The following is a 17,757-nucleotide window of genomic DNA, read 5'->3' as shown; positions in this document are numbered from 1 at the left end:
TTAGACAACAAACCATCTGGGATTGAGACGAGGCACATTATGACAACACACAAACATGCCCTTTATACATTAAGCGCGCTTGCATTAGCAGTAAGTCAAAACTTACACGCTGAAGAGCAAGCACAACCAGAGGCTAAAAAAAGCGGCCTTGAAACGATTGTTGTAACAGGTGTACCGCGCCGTACGACAATTATGGCATCAAGTTCTTCAGTTAGCAGTGTTACATTAGCTGAAATTGAAGTATCAACACCACGCTCTACCGCAGAAGCATTCAGAACAATCCCGGGTGTACGTTCAGAATCAACTGGCGGTGAAGGTAACGCCAACATCGCAGTACGTGGCTTACCAGTTGCATCGGGTGGTGCCAAATTCTTACAACTACAAGAAGACGGCTTACCTGTGATGCAGTTTGGCGATATTGCTTTTGGTAACGCAGATATCTTCATGCGCTTAGATTCAACAGTACAGAGTGTTGAATCAATCCGTGGTGGCTCAGCATCTACAGCGGCAAGTGATGCACCAGGCGGTATCATCAACTTTATTTCTAAAACCGGTGAGAACGAGTCTGGCAGTGTATCAACCACTGTAGGCCTTGATTATGACTCAATTCGCACAGACTTTGAGTATGGTACTTATCTTAACGACAGTGTGCGTTATCACATAGGTGGTTTTGTTCGCCAAGGCGAAGGCCCGCGTGAAACTGGATATACATCAAATAAAGGGGGCCAGATTAAGGCGAACCTTACTAAAGAATTTGATGCCGGCTATGTGCGTGTTTACTTTAAGCACCTTGATGATAAAAGTGTAGGTTACCTACCTATGCCTATGTACTCAAATGGCGATTCAATCCCTGGTTTTGATGCACAATCAGATACGCCACATTCAGCACTTTTCACACAAACACTGCGTTTAAATGGTGATAATCAAATTAGCACTGGTGACATGACTGATGGTATGAATCCGGTTGTTACATCTGTTGGCTTTGAAGCTGCTTTTGATTTAGATAACGACTGGCGCATCGAAAACCGTTTTAGAACATCATCTGTAAGCGGTAATTTTATTTCTCTTATTCCAGCTGAAGTAGCAAGTGCAAGCTCAATTGCCTCTAGCATTGCTGGTGATGGCGCATCACTTGTTTATGCAAATGGTGGCTCAGCAGGCCAAGCTTATGGCGATGACGATTTAGCAATGCGCATCCACACATTTGATGTAACACTAAACGACATGGGTTCAATAGTTAACGACCTTAAGTTAACTAAATCGTTTTCTGATGACACAAGCATGACCTTTGGTTACTTTGCATCAAGCCAATCAATTGATATGTCATGGCTTTGGAACTCATATGTTATGGAGCTAAAAGGCGATAACGCAGCATTACTCGATGTGTACGCTGCTAATGGTGATAGCTATTCTGATAATGGCTTATATGCCTATGGCACTCCTTATTGGGGTAACTGCTGTCAACGCAACTATGATACAGAGTACGAAACACGTGCACCTTACATTAACTTAGCAACTAAATTTGGTGACTTAAGCATTGATGCAAGTGCTCGTTACGATTCAGGTGAAGCGCGTGGTAACTACGCAGGCGCCGTAACATCAACTGTTGATATGAATAGCGACGGTACAATCTCAATTCCGGAGCAAAGTGTAGTTGGTATAGATAACGCAAACCCAAGCATTGTTAACTATGACTGGCACTACAGCTCATACTCAATTGGTGCTAATTACCAAATTGATCCAAGCTTTGCGACATTTGCTCGTATTAGTAAAGGCGGCCGTGCAAATGCAGATCGCTTACTATTCGGTAAAGTAGAAGCGGATGGTTCAGTTGCTGAAGCCGATGCGATTGATGAAGTAAATCAATACGAATTCGGTGTGAAAAAACGTTTTGATTCACTATCAGTATTTGCAACAGCATTCTATGCAGAAACTGAAGAACAAAACTTCGAAGCCACATCGCAAAAATTCTTTGACCGCGAATATGAAGCCAAAGGTATTGAGGTTGAATCAACTTACTACGTAGGCGATTGGGATTTCCGTGGTAACTTTACATGGACAGATGCAGAAATCGCTAAAGATGCGTTATCGCCGGAGTTAGTAGGTAATACACCACGTCGTCAAGCTGACCTTATCTACTCACTAATGGCCACTTACAACTTTGACAAAGGTGCAGCGGGTCTGAGCTTTATTGGTACAACAGATGCTTACGCACAAGATAGTAATGATCTTCAGTTCGATGGCTACACACAAGTAAATGGCTTTGTAAGTTACAACTTGTCTGAAAACTTAAGCCTATCGCTTAATGTGAACAACCTGTTTGACACCATAGGTATCACAGAAGCAGAAGAAGGCTCAGTACCAGATAACGACATTATCCGTGCCCGTACTATTAACGGACGTACAACGTCACTTACTTTAAAATATTCTTTTTATTAATCACTAAACTCCCTTGTTTTAGCCCAGTTTTTACTGGGCTTTTTCAGCTTTAATAACCAACTTTCCAGCCTCAATTGAGCAAATAGTCGTAATTACTCCCTTTCTAGTAAAAAAACAGATAATAAATTATCACTTTGTTCTATAATCAACGTGCGCCACAAGTATTAATCCCTTAAAATGATTAAGTATTATTGCGAATTGGTTTAACCATTTGAATTAGGAACATGCATGTTTGTCTCACGCAAAAGCCACTCTTTACTCCAAGATCAATACAACGCGCTATTAGCTGAAGTTGAGGCACTCAAAGCCGACAATCACGTTCTGCGTGATGAAAACGAGCGCTTAGAAGCTCAATTACATCATCATGCTGATGATGCAGATCAACTGTTCCTTGCTAATTTATTGAATAGTTCGATTGAATGTATCACGCAAATTGAGGGCGTACGCCAAACTGTTCTCGACTCATACCTTGTTATTGAAGAAGAAAGCCAAGTCACTTTACAGATCAGTCAACTATTAAATGACTCAAATAATGCGCTGCAGCATATCGTCAGTGAAATGGCGAGTATGGCAGGCAAAATGGGGAGCATGACCAGCAACATTACTGGCTTGTCTGATATGGCCGATAGCATCAATACCTTTGTATCAACCATTTCAAAAATTTCAGATCAAACCAACTTACTCGCGCTTAACGCCGCCATTGAAGCAGCTCGTGCTGGTGAGGCTGGTCGTGGCTTTAGTGTTGTTGCTGATGAAGTACGTACGCTTGCTACCAACACGAATAAATCAGCACAAGAAGTGTCTGATTTAGTAAAAGAAATCATTAACAAAACGGGTGAAACTGTCACCTCGGTTGAAGATATTCAGCAAAATAACACCCAGCTTTCAACAAGCTTTGATACCTTGAACAACGACTATAGTTCGATCATGAATCACTGCAATTCAATGAAAGAAACTATTATTAATGCCGCTACTCGCTCATTTGTGCAAACTGTAAAACTAGACCATATTGTATGGAAAGGTGAAGTATATGCGGTTGCCAATGGTACAAGTAACAAGTCGATTGATGACTTTTCAGATCATACCATGTGTAGACTAGGTAAATGGTATAACTCTGAACAATCAAATGGCTTTAAACAGCTCAATGCTTATCGTCAATTAGAAGAGCCACACCGTGAAGTGCACCGTAATGGTGTTGAAGCGTTAGTGATGCTACAAACAGGCAATAAAGACGCAGCTATTAATCACATTAATAAAATGGAAGCAGCAAGTGAGCGTGTCATGCATATACTTGATCAAATCGCTAACGGCTAATTACAAAAATAATAAAACCGAGCTCAGATGCTCGGTTTTTTGATCTATTTAAGCAAGTTACTCAACTAAACCTTCTTGCAGCACCGGCATTACAGCACTTTGTTGTTCTTGGCGCTTCACATAGCTAAACAACATTAAGCATCCAAGGGCTAAACTTGCAGCTAGCATAGAGCCAAGAGTGGCGAATCTAAAACTATAAAACTGTGCAATAACGCCTGTTGCCCCTGCCCCGCACATAACACCAAGTTTAATGGCGTTCGTGTAAAACGCTGAGGTAAACCCTATTCGCTCAGGAAGCTGATCTTGTAATACGGTTAAGCCAATGCCTGCAAAAATACCGTAAAACAGGCCGTTCAATACTTGCAGCGCGATTAAATGCCACACTTGAGTGGCAAAAAAAACTCCTAAATAAAATACAATAGCACAACAAAATGCCACCGCAAGCATCGAGACTTTACTGTATTTTTTAGCTAGTTTTGCTCCATACAGCATGATAGGAATTTCTAACAGTGCCACGACCCCCATAAACAGTCCTGGGGTATGTTCAGCAAACCCAAGTTCAGTAATGCTATAAAGTGGCAGTGCCGATGAATACATAATATTACCCGTTGAACCAAGCATTATCGATAAGCCTAACAACCAAAATGATAAACTCGCTGCGGCTGCAGGCTCTAAACTGTATTGTGACTTTTTAGTGCTGTAATCAGGAATAAATTTAAATGCAAAGATTAGCGCAATCAAAGCGCAAAATGCAGCGAAGTAAAACGAGTGACTAAACTCCCCCCCTGCAGCTAACATATAGCCCAGCGGAGGGCCTCCCACCCAAGCAAATGAGATAGCAGCACGTAAACGCGAATTAAAGCTGGTAATGTCTATATTCTGTTGACGTCCAGCCCATTGTCGTGCAACCGTCATCATTTGCGGGATTGCCGCATTTCCCATCGCTAGAAATAACACACCTGCGAGTAGCACTTGCCAAAATGCAGTGGCATTTGCAAAGGTCACTAACGCGCACATCATGCCTGCTACAGCCACCATAAATAACTTACGTGCACTTGTGCCTTTATCAGCCATGCCACCCAGCCACTGACTGATAACTAAACCCGTAATGGTTACCGACACCATATAAACCCCCAAATAAATGGGCGGTGTTTGCAGCCCTTCAACTATAAATAAGCTCATCAAAGGGTTAACGAATGCCCCCATTAACCCTGTTAGCATACTTAGAAGAATAAATATTACACCATGCTGTTTAAACAATACTTTCACTAACGACCCCATATCAATACAACAAGTGAATAGATAATTTAAAGGGCGCAAATTATACACAGTTTTAATGAGAACTTCATTTTGTAATACAAATTAAAGTACACGTGAATTTAATAGTTAAAGTCTATTACACTAATAAAAGCGCTCAGCATTACCTAATAAAAAAACTTCACATAAAGACTGCTATAAAATGCAAATGCCTTGACGACTTATGAATAGGTTTATATGAAATTTATTTACACACCTACTCTTATAATCAGCGCTTCAACATTCACTAAAGACAATGATGTAGCTGTGGGTTATACCCAAAACTCTTTTACAACATCCTCTCGTTGCAGCGTATTACTTGAAGACGTTCATGTAATTCAAAACGGCAACGCTTTGCATGTAAATATATTCCTAAGTGTGTGGTTAATACTCGTGGTAAGGATGCATAGGGGTAGCTGCGAGTAAAAATCTCGAAAACTTAATCATTGCCGCTCTGTTTGAGCTAGCAGGTCAATAAAGCAAAACAATAAAAGGCCATGTATTGAACTTTCTGCTTAATTCTCCATCAGAGGTAAATACCTATAGCATTCAGTCAATTAAGTTTATTTATGAAATGGATTACTTTCTCCAAATGCGCTTATTCCCTCACTGTTCTAGCCATAATTATTACTGTACTCATAACCATTGATAATTTTGACAGTTCACAAAGCCTTCCAATTGGCTTCGTTCTATGGGGGATTTCACCTTACCTGTTAATGGCGTGGATGGTTGAACACAGTAAAACAAGAATGACACAGATTGCCTCATTTATTGTCACTATCATTTGTGTCTTATTTGGTATTGTGACCTTAGGTTCAATTTATTTTTCTCATGACGCACAATCAGCGTTGGTGTTTGTTTTTGCTCCATTATGGCAATGGCTGGGACTATTAATACTATGTATTCCATTGTACTTTATGAATAAATATACAAAACAGTCTCAATGAACGAAATAAATCAAAAATTTTATCTAATAGTAAGTATGCCTTCAGACACACTTACTATAAATTTCAAATCGTGATCTGAACAAACAGCTCAAAGGTTGTCATCAAGTAGTTTATAAAAACGTGATGTTACGCCATTTGTCCAACCAAACCCCTGTTGCACTGTGTACTCACCACCACCTGCACGGCTGACTAATTCACACACATTGTACTTTTCAAGCAGGCATTTATCCTCTGCAAAACGCATTTCAATCATGCTCAACCAATTTTTCATAATCGCTTGTGCTTCGCTGACAAAACCATAATCAGTTAAACCTTTTACAGCAAACCATTGCAGCGGCGCCCAGCCATTAGGGCTATCCCATTGTTGTGGAGTACTACATAATGTTGTAACTAAACCACCTGGTTTTAAAAACTCACTCATCAGCTTTTGTTTTACTTGCTGGGCTTGTTGTACAGATGCAGCACCAACAAACAAAGGAACGGCCATTGCCATTGAATCAACGCTGCTTTGCTGATTGAGTCGAATGTTGTAATCACGGTAAACACCTGCCTCAGAATTCCAACAATAGGTATTGATAGTATCTAGGCGAAGTGTAGCAAGCTCAGCAAAGGACTGACTCTGTTGCTCTGCACCAAGTAAACGGTAGAAGCGAGCTAAAGTGTGTTCTGCATTATACAATAAGCTATTTAAATCAATCGGTATGATATTGGTTGTTTCAATACTTTTGAGCTCACTATGATCGCGTAGCCAACGGCTACTAAAATCCCAGCCAGACTCGCATGCAGCACGAATATGCTGGAAATAGCTTTGCTGCTGCTCAGTTGTTAGCCCTTCAGCGTCATGTAAATCTTCTTTTAATGACTCTGGACGAGGTGTTGCCGCACTATCCCAGTAGCGGTTTAAAATAGCCTTATTAGGCATTTTAACAACACGCCTAATGGCAGGCGTTTCAATGCTAAGGTCGTTACAGCCAGTCATCCAAAACTGATACTCTGCTTCAAGTGCTTTTACAGCGTTTGCCAGCCAAGTTAAATCAGCCTCAAATTTATATTTAGCATCCCACAGCATCGCTAACATCAACGCTAAAACAGGAGGCTGTGAGCGTGAGCTATAATAAACACGGTTACCATTCGGAATACAGCCATTACGCTTTTGCAGGTCAATAAAGTTATTTACCATTGCTTCAATAGTTGCTAAGTCTTCAATATCTTCTAAACCAAGTGCTGTAAAGTAACTGTCCCAGTAATAAATTTCCTGAAAACGGCCACCTGGTACAATGTAATCAAATTGCAATGGCATAAGTGAACTTGCTAAATCAGTATCGGCATTTCTATGTAGGTGTGGCCATAAATCAAGAATATATTGCTTAACTGATGTGGAATCTAATGTGGCACTAGGAATAGATTGATCAGCAAATATAAAATTCGACATCACAAATTCTCGTAGTTCATCGCCTTTTAAAGGCCCAACAAGTTGATATAACTCGCACGCACTTTGCCAAGACAATTTTGGCACTGCATCGGCAAACATTTTTGAATCAGCAAACACTTCTGCTAACTGTACGTCTTTAAATAGTTGGCTATTAACGAAATTCATGATAATCCCTTATTTTACGTTTGATGCTTCTAAATACTGTGGCTGTAAGGTGATTCTTTTAAATACTGAAACAGTAATTAATAGCAAGGCTATTGGCACTAATGTCAGATAAAACGCGTGTTGACCACTGAACTTATCAAATACAAAGCCCGTAATAATTGAGCCCGTTGTGCCACCTAATGCAGAGAAAACGACGATTAAGCCAGTCATAGCGGCGTGCTTGTATTTCGCTAAAGAACTAAGCATCACAGAATTAAGTAATGGGTAAATCGGTGCCATAAAAAAGCCAATCAACGGCAACATATATGCAGCAAAAGGCACATCAAAAACACTTTTCACTTGGCTACCATCAACATCATGAGTTAAAGGCAGCACCAACACTACAAGTACACCCATAGCGACCAAACAGCCCATTAATAAACTAAACCAACTAATAAACCTAAGTACTTGCCCTGCCACTAAACGGCCCAGCGCCAGTGCCGCAGCAAACAAGCTAGCAAGTTGAATACTTACATCTACGGGTAATTTTAAAACTTGATTATTAAAAGTAGGTAACCAAGTGCCTACTCCCTGCTCTATAAGTACATACATAAATGCACTTACAACGAAAATGAGCACCAATGGTTGATAGGCCAGCTTTAGCATATCAATAAAGTCATGCAGCTGAGATTGCTGATTTGTTTTTAGTTCTGGTGATTTTATTGGAGCTGCAATGACTGAAACAAACGCTACAGCAACAATCACTGCAAGCAAGTAATATACATTCAGCCAGTGACTACTTTGCGGGTTATCAGCATCTATAAATAACGCAAAAATCCAATAGCCCGATAACACCCCTAGCATAAACACTCCTTCTATAGTGTTTAATAAAGCAGAGTGCTTATTTGCATTATCAGTCACTTGACCAATGACAGAGTAAACAGAGATTTTCATCACAGCAAAGCTGCAACCAATTGCGGCAAATAGTGCTTTTAATACCCAAAACTCAGCAATACTCGGTACAACTAAGCACATAATTGCAACCAGTAATAAAGCACCGAGCATGGCAATTTTATAGCCCAAGCGAGGAATAAATGACGCCACTAAAAATGACACAATAGCAATACTTAAATCCTTAAATCCTTCAAGAACAGACGCCTGTGTTTTGCTTACATCTAAGCTATTTATTGCTTGTAAAATAACAGTGCCTACACTATTGAGCATTAAAGCAAAGACAAAATAGCTGCATGCCAGCGCGATGGTTATTCTTATAGGATTCATTCACTTCAACCTATGATTATTTTTACTCAGTCTAGTTTAGCGAAAAATAAAATGCAAACGTTTGCATTTAAAATTACACATGTCGCTAACATTCAATAGGTTTAGCGCTGACTAGATTGCCTATTTACTAGTTCTATTTCAACAACTTGAGACTCTACCGACTGCCCTGCTAACTGAGCTAACAACTTTTCAACAAGAATGACTGAGGCACGTTGAGTGTTTTGCTTGATACTCGACAACGAAGGATGACTGATATCCGCCATAGCAATATCATCAAAGCCCACAAGGGCAACGTCATTTGGAATGCTAATGTAACGCTCTTTCAGGGCTTTCATCGCACCGAAAGCCACCATATCACTACATGCCATAATGCCATCAAAACAAAGCCCTTTTTCTACCAATAATTGGTTAATTCCTTTGTAAGCAGCGCTACTGGTGATATCGATAGAGAGTACGTGAGGTGTGGCTTTTGCTGCAGAAATGGCATCTAAATAACCACGATGCCGTTCACTAATTTCAGCATGCCCAGGGTCGCCTAAAAACAAAATGTTTTTAGCGCCATTTTTCAATAAGTGCTCAGTCGCTAGGCGACCGCCTAAATAATTATCGCTGCCAACAATTGGGTAACTACTGGGTGTTTTTGGATCGCCCCACACAACTAAAGGAACACCAGCATTCGCTGCAGCTTCAATATTTGCTTGGCTTTTACCTTGGCCGACCACAATAATGCCATCTGCGCGGCGGCTATTGATAAAGTAATTAGCCCAATCATCACTGGCCATAAATGAGTTAGAAAGTAATAACTCTAAGCCAAATTTGTTTAACGCTAAATTTATTTCACCGACAATTTTAAGTAAGAAAGGATCATTAATAGACTGCTCTGTATCACCATCAAGGTTAATAATAACCGCAACAACATTGGTTTTTTGGGTTCGAAGGCGGCTAGCAGCAGTGTTTAAACTAAAGTTATGTTTTTTTGCCAACTGTTGGAGCTTGTCGCGAGTTTCCTTTTTTATCAATGGGTTATCATTGAGCGCACGGGATACTGTCGACGTAGAAACACCGGCTAACTTAGCAAGATCGGCTAACTTTAATTTTCTATCGTTCATGAAACTGAAACACTGCCTTCCTTTAAAACATAGGCTGGCAATATACCACCATTTTGTCTAAATCGCTGCGCCATTAAGCATAATATTTTTTCAGTAAGCATAAACAGGCAAACTCATTCTGTGAGTAAAAAAAGGACAAAAAACTGAAAAAACAAATTGCAAACGATTGCATAAATCTCTATGGTTTATAAAAGCAAGGTGTTAACAATTCAAAATATTCGCTAATACATTGCTTTTAACAACATAAAAAATGGGAACACACAATGACAACTACATACACACGCAGTGCGCTAGCCTCTGCAATTTTGCTAGCTTTGAGTGGCCAGACAGTTATGGCTGAAGAGCAAACTGAGCAACCAGCTAAAGAAAAAGTTGAACGAATTATTGTATCTGGTACGCCAGCGGGTATTGGCGTACGTAAAATTGATGCAGGCTATGCCGTTACCAATATCGATGCTGATCAAATTGTTAAATTATCACCAAAAAGTACTGCTGATTTATTCAAAGCCGTACCGGGTGTGTGGGTAGAAAGCTCGGGTGGTGAATCTGGTGCTAACGTATTTGTACGTGGTTTTCCTGGCGGTGGTGATGCACCATTTTTAACCTTAAGCCTTGAAGGTTCGCCAATTTACCCTGCGCCTACTTTGTCATTTTTAGAAAACTCGTCGTTATTCCGTTTAGACGAAACCATTGAAACAATGGAAGCATTACGTGGTGGTCCAAACCCTGTTGTTTCAAATGGCCAACCTGGTTTAACAACTAACTTCCGCCTTAAGCGTGGTAGTGAAGATACCGAAGGTGTATTCAAATACACAACCTCAGATTATGACTTACAACGCCTTGACGCTATGGTTAGTGGTGAGATTTCTGATGATTTATATTTCATGGTGGGAGGTTATGTTAAAAGCTCTCCAGGTATCCGTGATGCTGGTTTTACATCAGAAAAAGGCAGCCAGTTCACAATTAATATCACTAAAGAATTAGAAAACGGCACCATTAATTTATACACCCGTCAAACAGACGACCACGGTGCTTGGTACTTACCTACGCCACTAAATGTTGATGGTGTTGATGCAAGCTACACGCAACTGGGTACTTTAAATCGCCAAGCGATAATTTACACAGGCGCAAATAATGATGAGCAACAAATCGATTTAGGTGAAGGCCGTGGTTGGAAAGGTCATGTTTCAGGCGGTAGCATTAAGCTTGAATTCGATAACGGTTGGAGCTTCACAGATCGCTTCAACATCACCAAGGGTGATGCAAACACTTACGGCTTAGTACCGGCAGGCTCTGCAACAACGGTTGGTGCAGTGGCTGATAACGGTGAAACAGCAACAGGTGCAGTAACTGGCACAGAATACGATGCAGGCACTGCGGTTCAACAACTTGGCCGTTGGGTGGTTTTAAAAGAAATTAGCGCATTCACCAATGATTTAGCATTCGCTAAAAAGCTAGATAACTTATCACTAGCATTTGGTTATTACACAGCAAGCACATCAGCAAATGACTGGTGGAGCTTAGGTAACACTGCGTATCACGTACTTGAAGCAGGCGGCGAAATGCTAGACGGCATCGAGTGTAATGCAAGTGTTGAGGGTTGTGGTTTTAACTACGATATCAATTCGACAGGTGATGCACGCACCAATGCGTTTTATACAACCGCTCAGTATAAATTCAACGATGACTTTACACTTGATGCGGGTGTTCGTTTTGAAAGCCACGAAGTTGAATACTCAGTTGATGAAGGTCTTGATGGCGTAATCGACAAGTCAGTTCAATATGACGAAAGTAAAACATCGTGGACAACAGGTATTAACTACTCAATTAACGATGACATGGGTGTATTTGCTCGTGTAAACCGCGGTTATAAAATGCCTTACTTCGATGATTTTCGTGATAACTTTGGTGCATACGAAGGTGGCGAAAAGTTAATTAAAGAAGTAACACAAGCCGAGTTTGGTTATAAGTTACTTACCGATAGCACCGATTTCTACGCAACTTTATTCACTAATGAAGTAAAAGGTGACACCTTTGTTCGCCGCCCTGGTGTACCCGCTGAAATCTTAACAAACGAAGCATACGGTATTGAGCTAGATTATAACTACAACCACGAATCTGGTTTCTCAGTTAACTTAAACTCAACGCTTCAAGAAACCGAGATAACAGAAAGCCCGAGCAACGAAGGCAACGAAAGCCAACGCCAGCCAAAATGGCAAGTACGTGTAACACCAAGCTATGACTTTGAAGTAAGCGACATGTATGCCACCTTATACGGCACAATCTCAGCGGTTGATGATCGCTTCGGCGACAACGAAAATACGGTTGTTTTAGAAGGTTACGAAAAAGTAGACATTGGTTTAATTGTTGAACCTATGGAAGGTATTAAAGTGCAGTTAGCGGTTGATAACTTAACTGACGAGCAAGGTATCACTGAAGGTGATCCTCGTAATGCTGACGCACCGAATGGTCGTTACATTATGCCTCGTACTACACGCTTAAGCATTAGCTATGAGTTTTAAACTCACCTAACTCCCTTGGTTGTTATGCAATCAATACTCAAGCCACAGTGTTCTAAAACCTGTGGCTTTTTTGTTTTTATACTTCCAAAAAAAGTTTATTAATTACGTCTTTATCTTGTTCATTAAGCTGTTCTTGTAAAGCTCTAATAAAATCCATTGACGTAGCTGGTCGATTAGGAAATGCGTATTTTTGCCATACTGATTTTAAAGCTGTCACAATCACTGCATCCCCAAATTCATTCCTAAGCTTTGCAAATACAAGAGTGGCTTTGGAATACTGATCGTAACTTTTTGATGAATCTACCAATGCTTGCTTTGTCGAAATATCTAGCCTAGAAGCTTGTTGATATCGTTGAGTTTCATATTTGACTAATGCATCGACAGCTTTTTTTCCGTAACGCTTTTCAATCACCACAAGCTCTATATATTTAGCTAATGATTCAATCAAAAAAGCGCTATCTTCAGGAACACTATTGCCAATATCATGACCAAACCATTGATGAGCCGTTTCATGTACTGCACGTCGATAACGTTGATCAAAACCTGCTCCCTCACTTGGTTTTGCTCTAAAACCGACTTTATTATCAATCAAAATAATTTCAGGTAATGCATACCCAGTCCCACCAAAACCTGTTGAGTCAATCAAACTGAGCTTTGAACCTTTGTACGCATTAAGATTACTCTTAAACCAAGAAAGCGTATCACTCATAGCTTGTAAGTTAACTTTTACAGCATCTTGATCAGCTTCTATTGCTCTTGATTTAGTAAAAACCTGTAACTTCACCCCCTCATAAATTAACTCAGTTGCTCCAAATGGAAACGACATCCAAGCAGGTAAGTTGTTAATTGGCACTGTCGTCTGAAATTTAAAAACGGCTCTTTGTCCTTCAATAATATGCTCTGTATTTTTACCTTGTGAAACGACCTGATAACCTACTGCGGTGATAACCTTGCTTTTCATGGTAATACGTTCATAGCTATCCGGTACTTGGTATGTAGTATTAAAAAGCTTTGAAGGTGGTGTTTTAACATAGAGTGGAAGGCCATAATCTAATCTTAACTTCTCATCACCTAGCTCATAGTTTCTTTGATATCCAAGCGTCGGTAAAAGTGGAACAGAACGAATATAACTAAATTCAGGCGTAATGATTTGATGCCCTTGTGTGGGCCATAATTTGGCTTGCTTAACTTCAAATTGTGTTTTAAGTTGCCTTGTTTCAAATGGCTTGAGTGCGGGTTTAAACTCGTAAATAGCTTGATTCATCGATGGATAAAATGCGACTTGCTCAGCTCCTTCTATCTTAATATCTGCCCATTGATAAAAGCCTGCGCGACCTATCAATACCTGTTTTATTGGTTTTGTGTGGGGATTAATAAATGAGTAGGTTAAGTTAAATTGTGCTGATTGCTTATAGGGGTAAAAATCTATTTCTGCATCAATATGACTGATTTTAGGCTGAGCTTTATATTTCCAACCAGTAAACATTCTTTCATAGTTTGCTTTAAATCTTTCTCGTTTATGAGAGTTACTTAGTGGCTTTTCTGAAATTAAATTAGCATGCAGCTGCCAAAATAAACTGATAGCTAAAACTGCAGGTGTTAACAGCCAAGCATCTTTACTTTTAAAAGCCCTGCGGCCCAACCCTGTACCACGATGATTAAAAGCCTGACTAACAAGCACAACACTAAGTAATAACACTAGCCATGCGCGAATATAAGGCCAGTAACTACTTAAACTTGCGCGATAGCCCCAAAATTCATTAGCCGGCTGCAATGGTGTCCAAGCTACACTCCAAAACGTGTGTGTTAGCCCTAAATAAGTCATTACTGGAGTAAATTTAAGTAACAAAATGGCCAAAACCACTAAAGATGCAACGAGCTCTGAGCGCATTAAATTGAAAATACATACAAATACTGAAGCAATAATAGCCAGCGGCAGCCCCATTAAAGCTAAAATATAAATATGTTGATAGAAGTCAAAGTCACTGCCAATAAAAAGTTCAGCTAGAGATGCGCCAACTAAGCCAATTAACGAATAAACAAACACCAAACTCATTATTGCCAATAATTGGCTATGTAAAATTGAAGCGGTCTTAATAGGCGCTGCCGCAATTATCTCTGCTACTTTATAGTGCCTAGCATTACAACTAAGTTGCCAACTCCATAGAGCGCTCAGTAAACACCCGAGCAATATATACATATCAAAGGCATATTGATTAACAGCATCAATGCTAGTTGCTTTTATAACACTCATTGGCTCTGCATACTGAGAGGAGGATGCAACACTATTAAACACCAACCCTAGCCATAAAAAAAATAGAATGATTGTTATTGGTTGTTTTAAGATATTTAAAATTGCAGCTTTATATAGCTCAAATAGAATCGAGCTTTGACGAAATGTAGGCTTTACCGTTTGATAGTGAGTGTTAGGCCTAAAATCGGACTCAAGATGCCTTTCCTCCGCTTTTTTTGCCCGTGCATGTGCTTGGGGGTACAAACCAACAGCGGAAGTAAAAATAACCAATGCCAGACTAAAACAAACAAAACGATTAATATAAAAAGGAATATTTTGCGACTCGCTAAAACTTGCTATTACCGTTGTATAAGCAAATGGATCTAACCAGATGAATAACTGATAAAACGTTTCGTTAAGTACATTACTTCCTGCCAAAATTGGATTACCCGTTATACTCGCAGCGAACAAATAAGCTATCCAAATGCTTGCAAAAACGGCATAGATAATCATTGAGCTTCGAAACCTTTGACAAAGCCAAAATGCCAAAGCAATAAGTAAAAAACAGTTTATGAGTAAAACAAAACCACTATAAAAAATTGTATAACCAAGTATTTGCCAACTAAATCCATTATTTTGAAAATCTACGAAACTCATAACCAACGTACTGCTTAATGAAACCATCATTAATAGACTTACAAAACCACCTATTCGAACATAGTTTTTTTGTCTTGAACTTACTGATGCAACAGCAATAATTTCGTCCATATGAAAGAGGTGATCACGTAAGAAAATTGCTGGCGATAATGCTCCAACCAATAAAACCAATTGCATCATGTGTAATGACACTAAATGCAATTGATACTGCTGTAACGGGTCAACATTACTTGTTGCAAGCCCTGAAGAAAGTGAAAATGCAAAACTTGGCGCAATAAGCAAGCACACCCAAACTATTGGTTGACGAAAAAGATACTTTAACTCATTAATTATTAACATAATTCGCCTCTTTGAGATTTTAGTTCAAAGAAGTACTTATCTTGTAATGATTCTGTCGCCAAAACAGCTCCTATAGTTGGGCGTTCTGCGGCATAAACTCGAAAGACAGGCCTGCCATATCGATAACTTTGGCTCAGTACTAAAGCACCTTTGGGCAGTTCGTTTGGCAAAGTTTTTAATGTCCATACTTTACCTTTGAGGTGACTTACTAAGGTATCGATATGGCCACTTTGTATCAGTTGACCTCCTTTAATCATCGCCACAAAGTGACATTGGTTTTCTATATCTTCAACAATGTGTGTTGAGAGCAAAATCAGTCGATTCTTACTCATTGAAACTAATAAGTTATTGAGACTCCCTCGCTCAGCCGGGTCAAGCCCCGCAGTAGGCTCGTCTAAAATAATTAATCTGGGATCACCCAGCAATGCTTGAGCAATACCAAAGCGTTGTTTCATTCCCCCCGAAAAGTGACTGACTCTTTTATTTGCATGTTGAGTTAAGTTTAACGCAGTAAGCAGGTCATCAATCTGTTGCTTTGTCTTTTTAATTTCAAGCCCTTTTAATATGGCTATGTGTTCAAGTAGTGCTCTACACCCTATATGTGGGTAAACACCAAATTGTTGTGGTAGATAACCAAGTTGCTTACGTAACTTTTCAGGGTCTTTTAATATATCTAAGCCACTAAACTGTATACGGCCAGAATTAATAGTTTGCAGGCATGCAAGGGTTCTCATCAAACTAGACTTACCAGCGCCATTTGGCCCCAATAAACCTACCATGCCGCTGGGTAACTCAATGGTTATATCGTTAAGTGCTTGAGTTCCATCAGGGTATGTTTTCGAAATATGTTCAAGTGTTAGCATTTATTGGCTCCTTAATTAGCACAAATCTAGATTAAGGAATGGCAAAGCTCGCTACTATGAAGTAATGATCAATGAGTCAAGTTTGATGATGAAAGCAAATATTCTGCTTTCGTCATCAAAAAAAGAACTTTCATCAAAATGTGGATGAATAAAGCAATAAAAACGTTAAGCTAAATCTATTAGTAACCCTTTATCAGTATGTTACGCCCTCAGTTTCCACATTATTTAGAAATTAGGGTAATATATAAATGTTCGAAAAAACAACAATGTAAAGTTGCAAAAATAAAAAATGAACGGAGTAGATTTTGCTGGCAGCTATTAGCTATTTATCATCAACTAAAAACACAAAAAGCATGGTTGCTTTACTACCATTAATCGCTGCGATACTACTTGAAAGCCATATTCGTTATCTTTCCCTGAGAATTGATTCACCAGGTACTTATCTAACAGTAAATTTACAGCTAATTTTTGAGTGTATCCCCTTCTTAATCGCTCACTGGATAGCATCTCAACACTCTTTAAAGCAAGCTTCATTGTGGTGGTTGTCAGGGTTTATTGGTTATCCAATAATCACTTATCTATTAAGCAACGGCTTGCCAACTTATGATAAATGGCATTACTTACAAGAACAATGTTGGTTACTTTGCAGCCTAGCAAGTTTATTTTGGCTTTCATCCCAACGTTTTAAGAAGAACCAAAAATCTAAATTCACCAGTTGGATTAGCTCATTGTTTACATTAAATAAAGTTGTTTTTTTTATATGTTTTGCCTGGGCGTTTATCATGGCTGGCATACTTAATAGCCATGAATCACCCCTGCTAAATCAACCATTCGCATTGATATTTGATACTCAAAAGCTACTTACAAACTATTATCAATTTATTTGGTATTTTTCTCAGCTTCTGGTCTACGCAATTATCGTTCACGGCATTTTTTTATTTAATCGTTACATTTTAATACGTCAATTATTAGCCAGACATGGAGTGCTCATTTTTGTATCTGCATGCTTAATTAGCATGGTTATTTTTACACCATTACTTGTCGCTATTGTGCTCACATTACCTGTTAATGACTTACCCTCATATGTCGCCAATCTAACTCCGGGAGGCAGCCAAAACATTATCAATAAGTACAATTATCAGTTTATGTTTTTATTTTTAAGTATCTCTACACCCATTATC

9 protein-coding genes and 1 pseudogene are annotated in these 17,757 nt (G+C 39.4%); 4 read left to right on the top strand and 6 right to left on the bottom strand.

What is annotated here, in order from left to right:
* The first annotated feature begins 39 nt into the window (after positions 1-39).
* Both L1D46_RS10880 and L1D46_RS10875 read left to right on the top strand, forming a co-directional pair.
* Positions 40-2,439, top strand: a complete 2,400-nt coding sequence (locus tag L1D46_RS10880) for a TonB-dependent receptor (protein ID WP_130052795.1) — start codon at positions 40-42, stop codon at positions 2,437-2,439.
* 228 nt (positions 2,440-2,667) lie between these two features.
* Positions 2,668-3,753 (top strand): methyl-accepting chemotaxis protein, encoded by a 1,086-nt coding sequence (locus L1D46_RS10875; protein WP_130052796.1) that lies wholly within the window; start codon positions 2,668-2,670, stop codon positions 3,751-3,753.
* A 57-nt stretch (positions 3,754-3,810) separates the two neighbouring features.
* On the opposite strand, the gene L1D46_RS10870 is transcribed toward L1D46_RS10875, so the two are convergent.
* From L1D46_RS10870 to L1D46_RS10855, 4 genes are all read right to left on the bottom strand, one after another.
* Complete coding sequence (locus L1D46_RS10870) at positions 3,811-5,022, bottom strand: sugar efflux transporter (protein ID WP_239977551.1); 1,212 nt, start codon at positions 5,020-5,022, stop codon at positions 3,811-3,813.
* A 1,062-nt stretch (positions 5,023-6,084) separates the two neighbouring features.
* Positions 6,085-7,593 carry a trehalase family glycosidase gene (locus L1D46_RS10865; protein ID WP_130052798.1) on the bottom strand — a complete coding sequence of 503 codons (1,509 nt, stop codon included), beginning with the start codon at positions 7,591-7,593 and terminating at the stop codon, positions 6,085-6,087.
* Positions 7,594-7,602: 9 nt separating this feature from the next.
* Positions 7,603-8,853: an MFS transporter gene (locus L1D46_RS10860; RefSeq protein WP_130052799.1), complete on the bottom strand. Its 1,251-nt coding sequence runs from the start codon at positions 8,851-8,853 to the stop codon at positions 7,603-7,605.
* A 101-nt stretch (positions 8,854-8,954) separates the two neighbouring features.
* Positions 8,955-9,962 (bottom strand): substrate-binding domain-containing protein, encoded by a 1,008-nt coding sequence (locus L1D46_RS10855; protein ID WP_130052800.1) that lies wholly within the window; start codon positions 9,960-9,962, stop codon positions 8,955-8,957.
* 263 nt (positions 9,963-10,225) lie between these two features.
* Between L1D46_RS10855 and L1D46_RS10850 the strand changes: the two genes are divergently transcribed.
* Positions 10,226-12,484 (top strand): TonB-dependent receptor, encoded by a 2,259-nt coding sequence (locus L1D46_RS10850; protein ID WP_130052801.1) that lies wholly within the window; start codon positions 10,226-10,228, stop codon positions 12,482-12,484.
* Positions 12,485-12,560: 76 nt separating this feature from the next.
* On the opposite strand, the gene L1D46_RS10845 is transcribed toward L1D46_RS10850, so the two are convergent.
* Positions 12,561-15,485: a M1 family aminopeptidase gene (locus tag L1D46_RS10845; RefSeq protein ID WP_239977550.1), complete on the bottom strand. Its 2,925-nt coding sequence runs from the start codon at positions 15,483-15,485 to the stop codon at positions 12,561-12,563.
* 221 nt (positions 15,486-15,706) lie between these two features.
* A complete protein-coding gene (locus tag L1D46_RS10840) occupies positions 15,707-16,576 on the bottom strand; it encodes an ABC transporter ATP-binding protein (RefSeq protein ID WP_130052803.1) in 870 nt (289 codons plus the stop codon).
* Positions 16,577-16,881: 305 nt separating this feature from the next.
* Here L1D46_RS10840 and L1D46_RS10835 point away from each other — a divergent pair.
* Positions 16,882-17,757, top strand: a pseudogene (locus L1D46_RS10835) (histidine kinase); the annotation flags it as partial.

The sequence above is a fragment of the Pseudoalteromonas sp. Isolate3 genome, assembly GCF_022398505.1.
In the GTDB taxonomy this organism is placed as follows: domain Bacteria; phylum Pseudomonadota; class Gammaproteobacteria; order Enterobacterales; family Alteromonadaceae; genus Pseudoalteromonas; species Pseudoalteromonas apostichopi.
The sequence above is the reverse complement of the archived record's forward strand: the minus strand, read 5'-3'. Positions and strand labels throughout refer to the sequence as shown.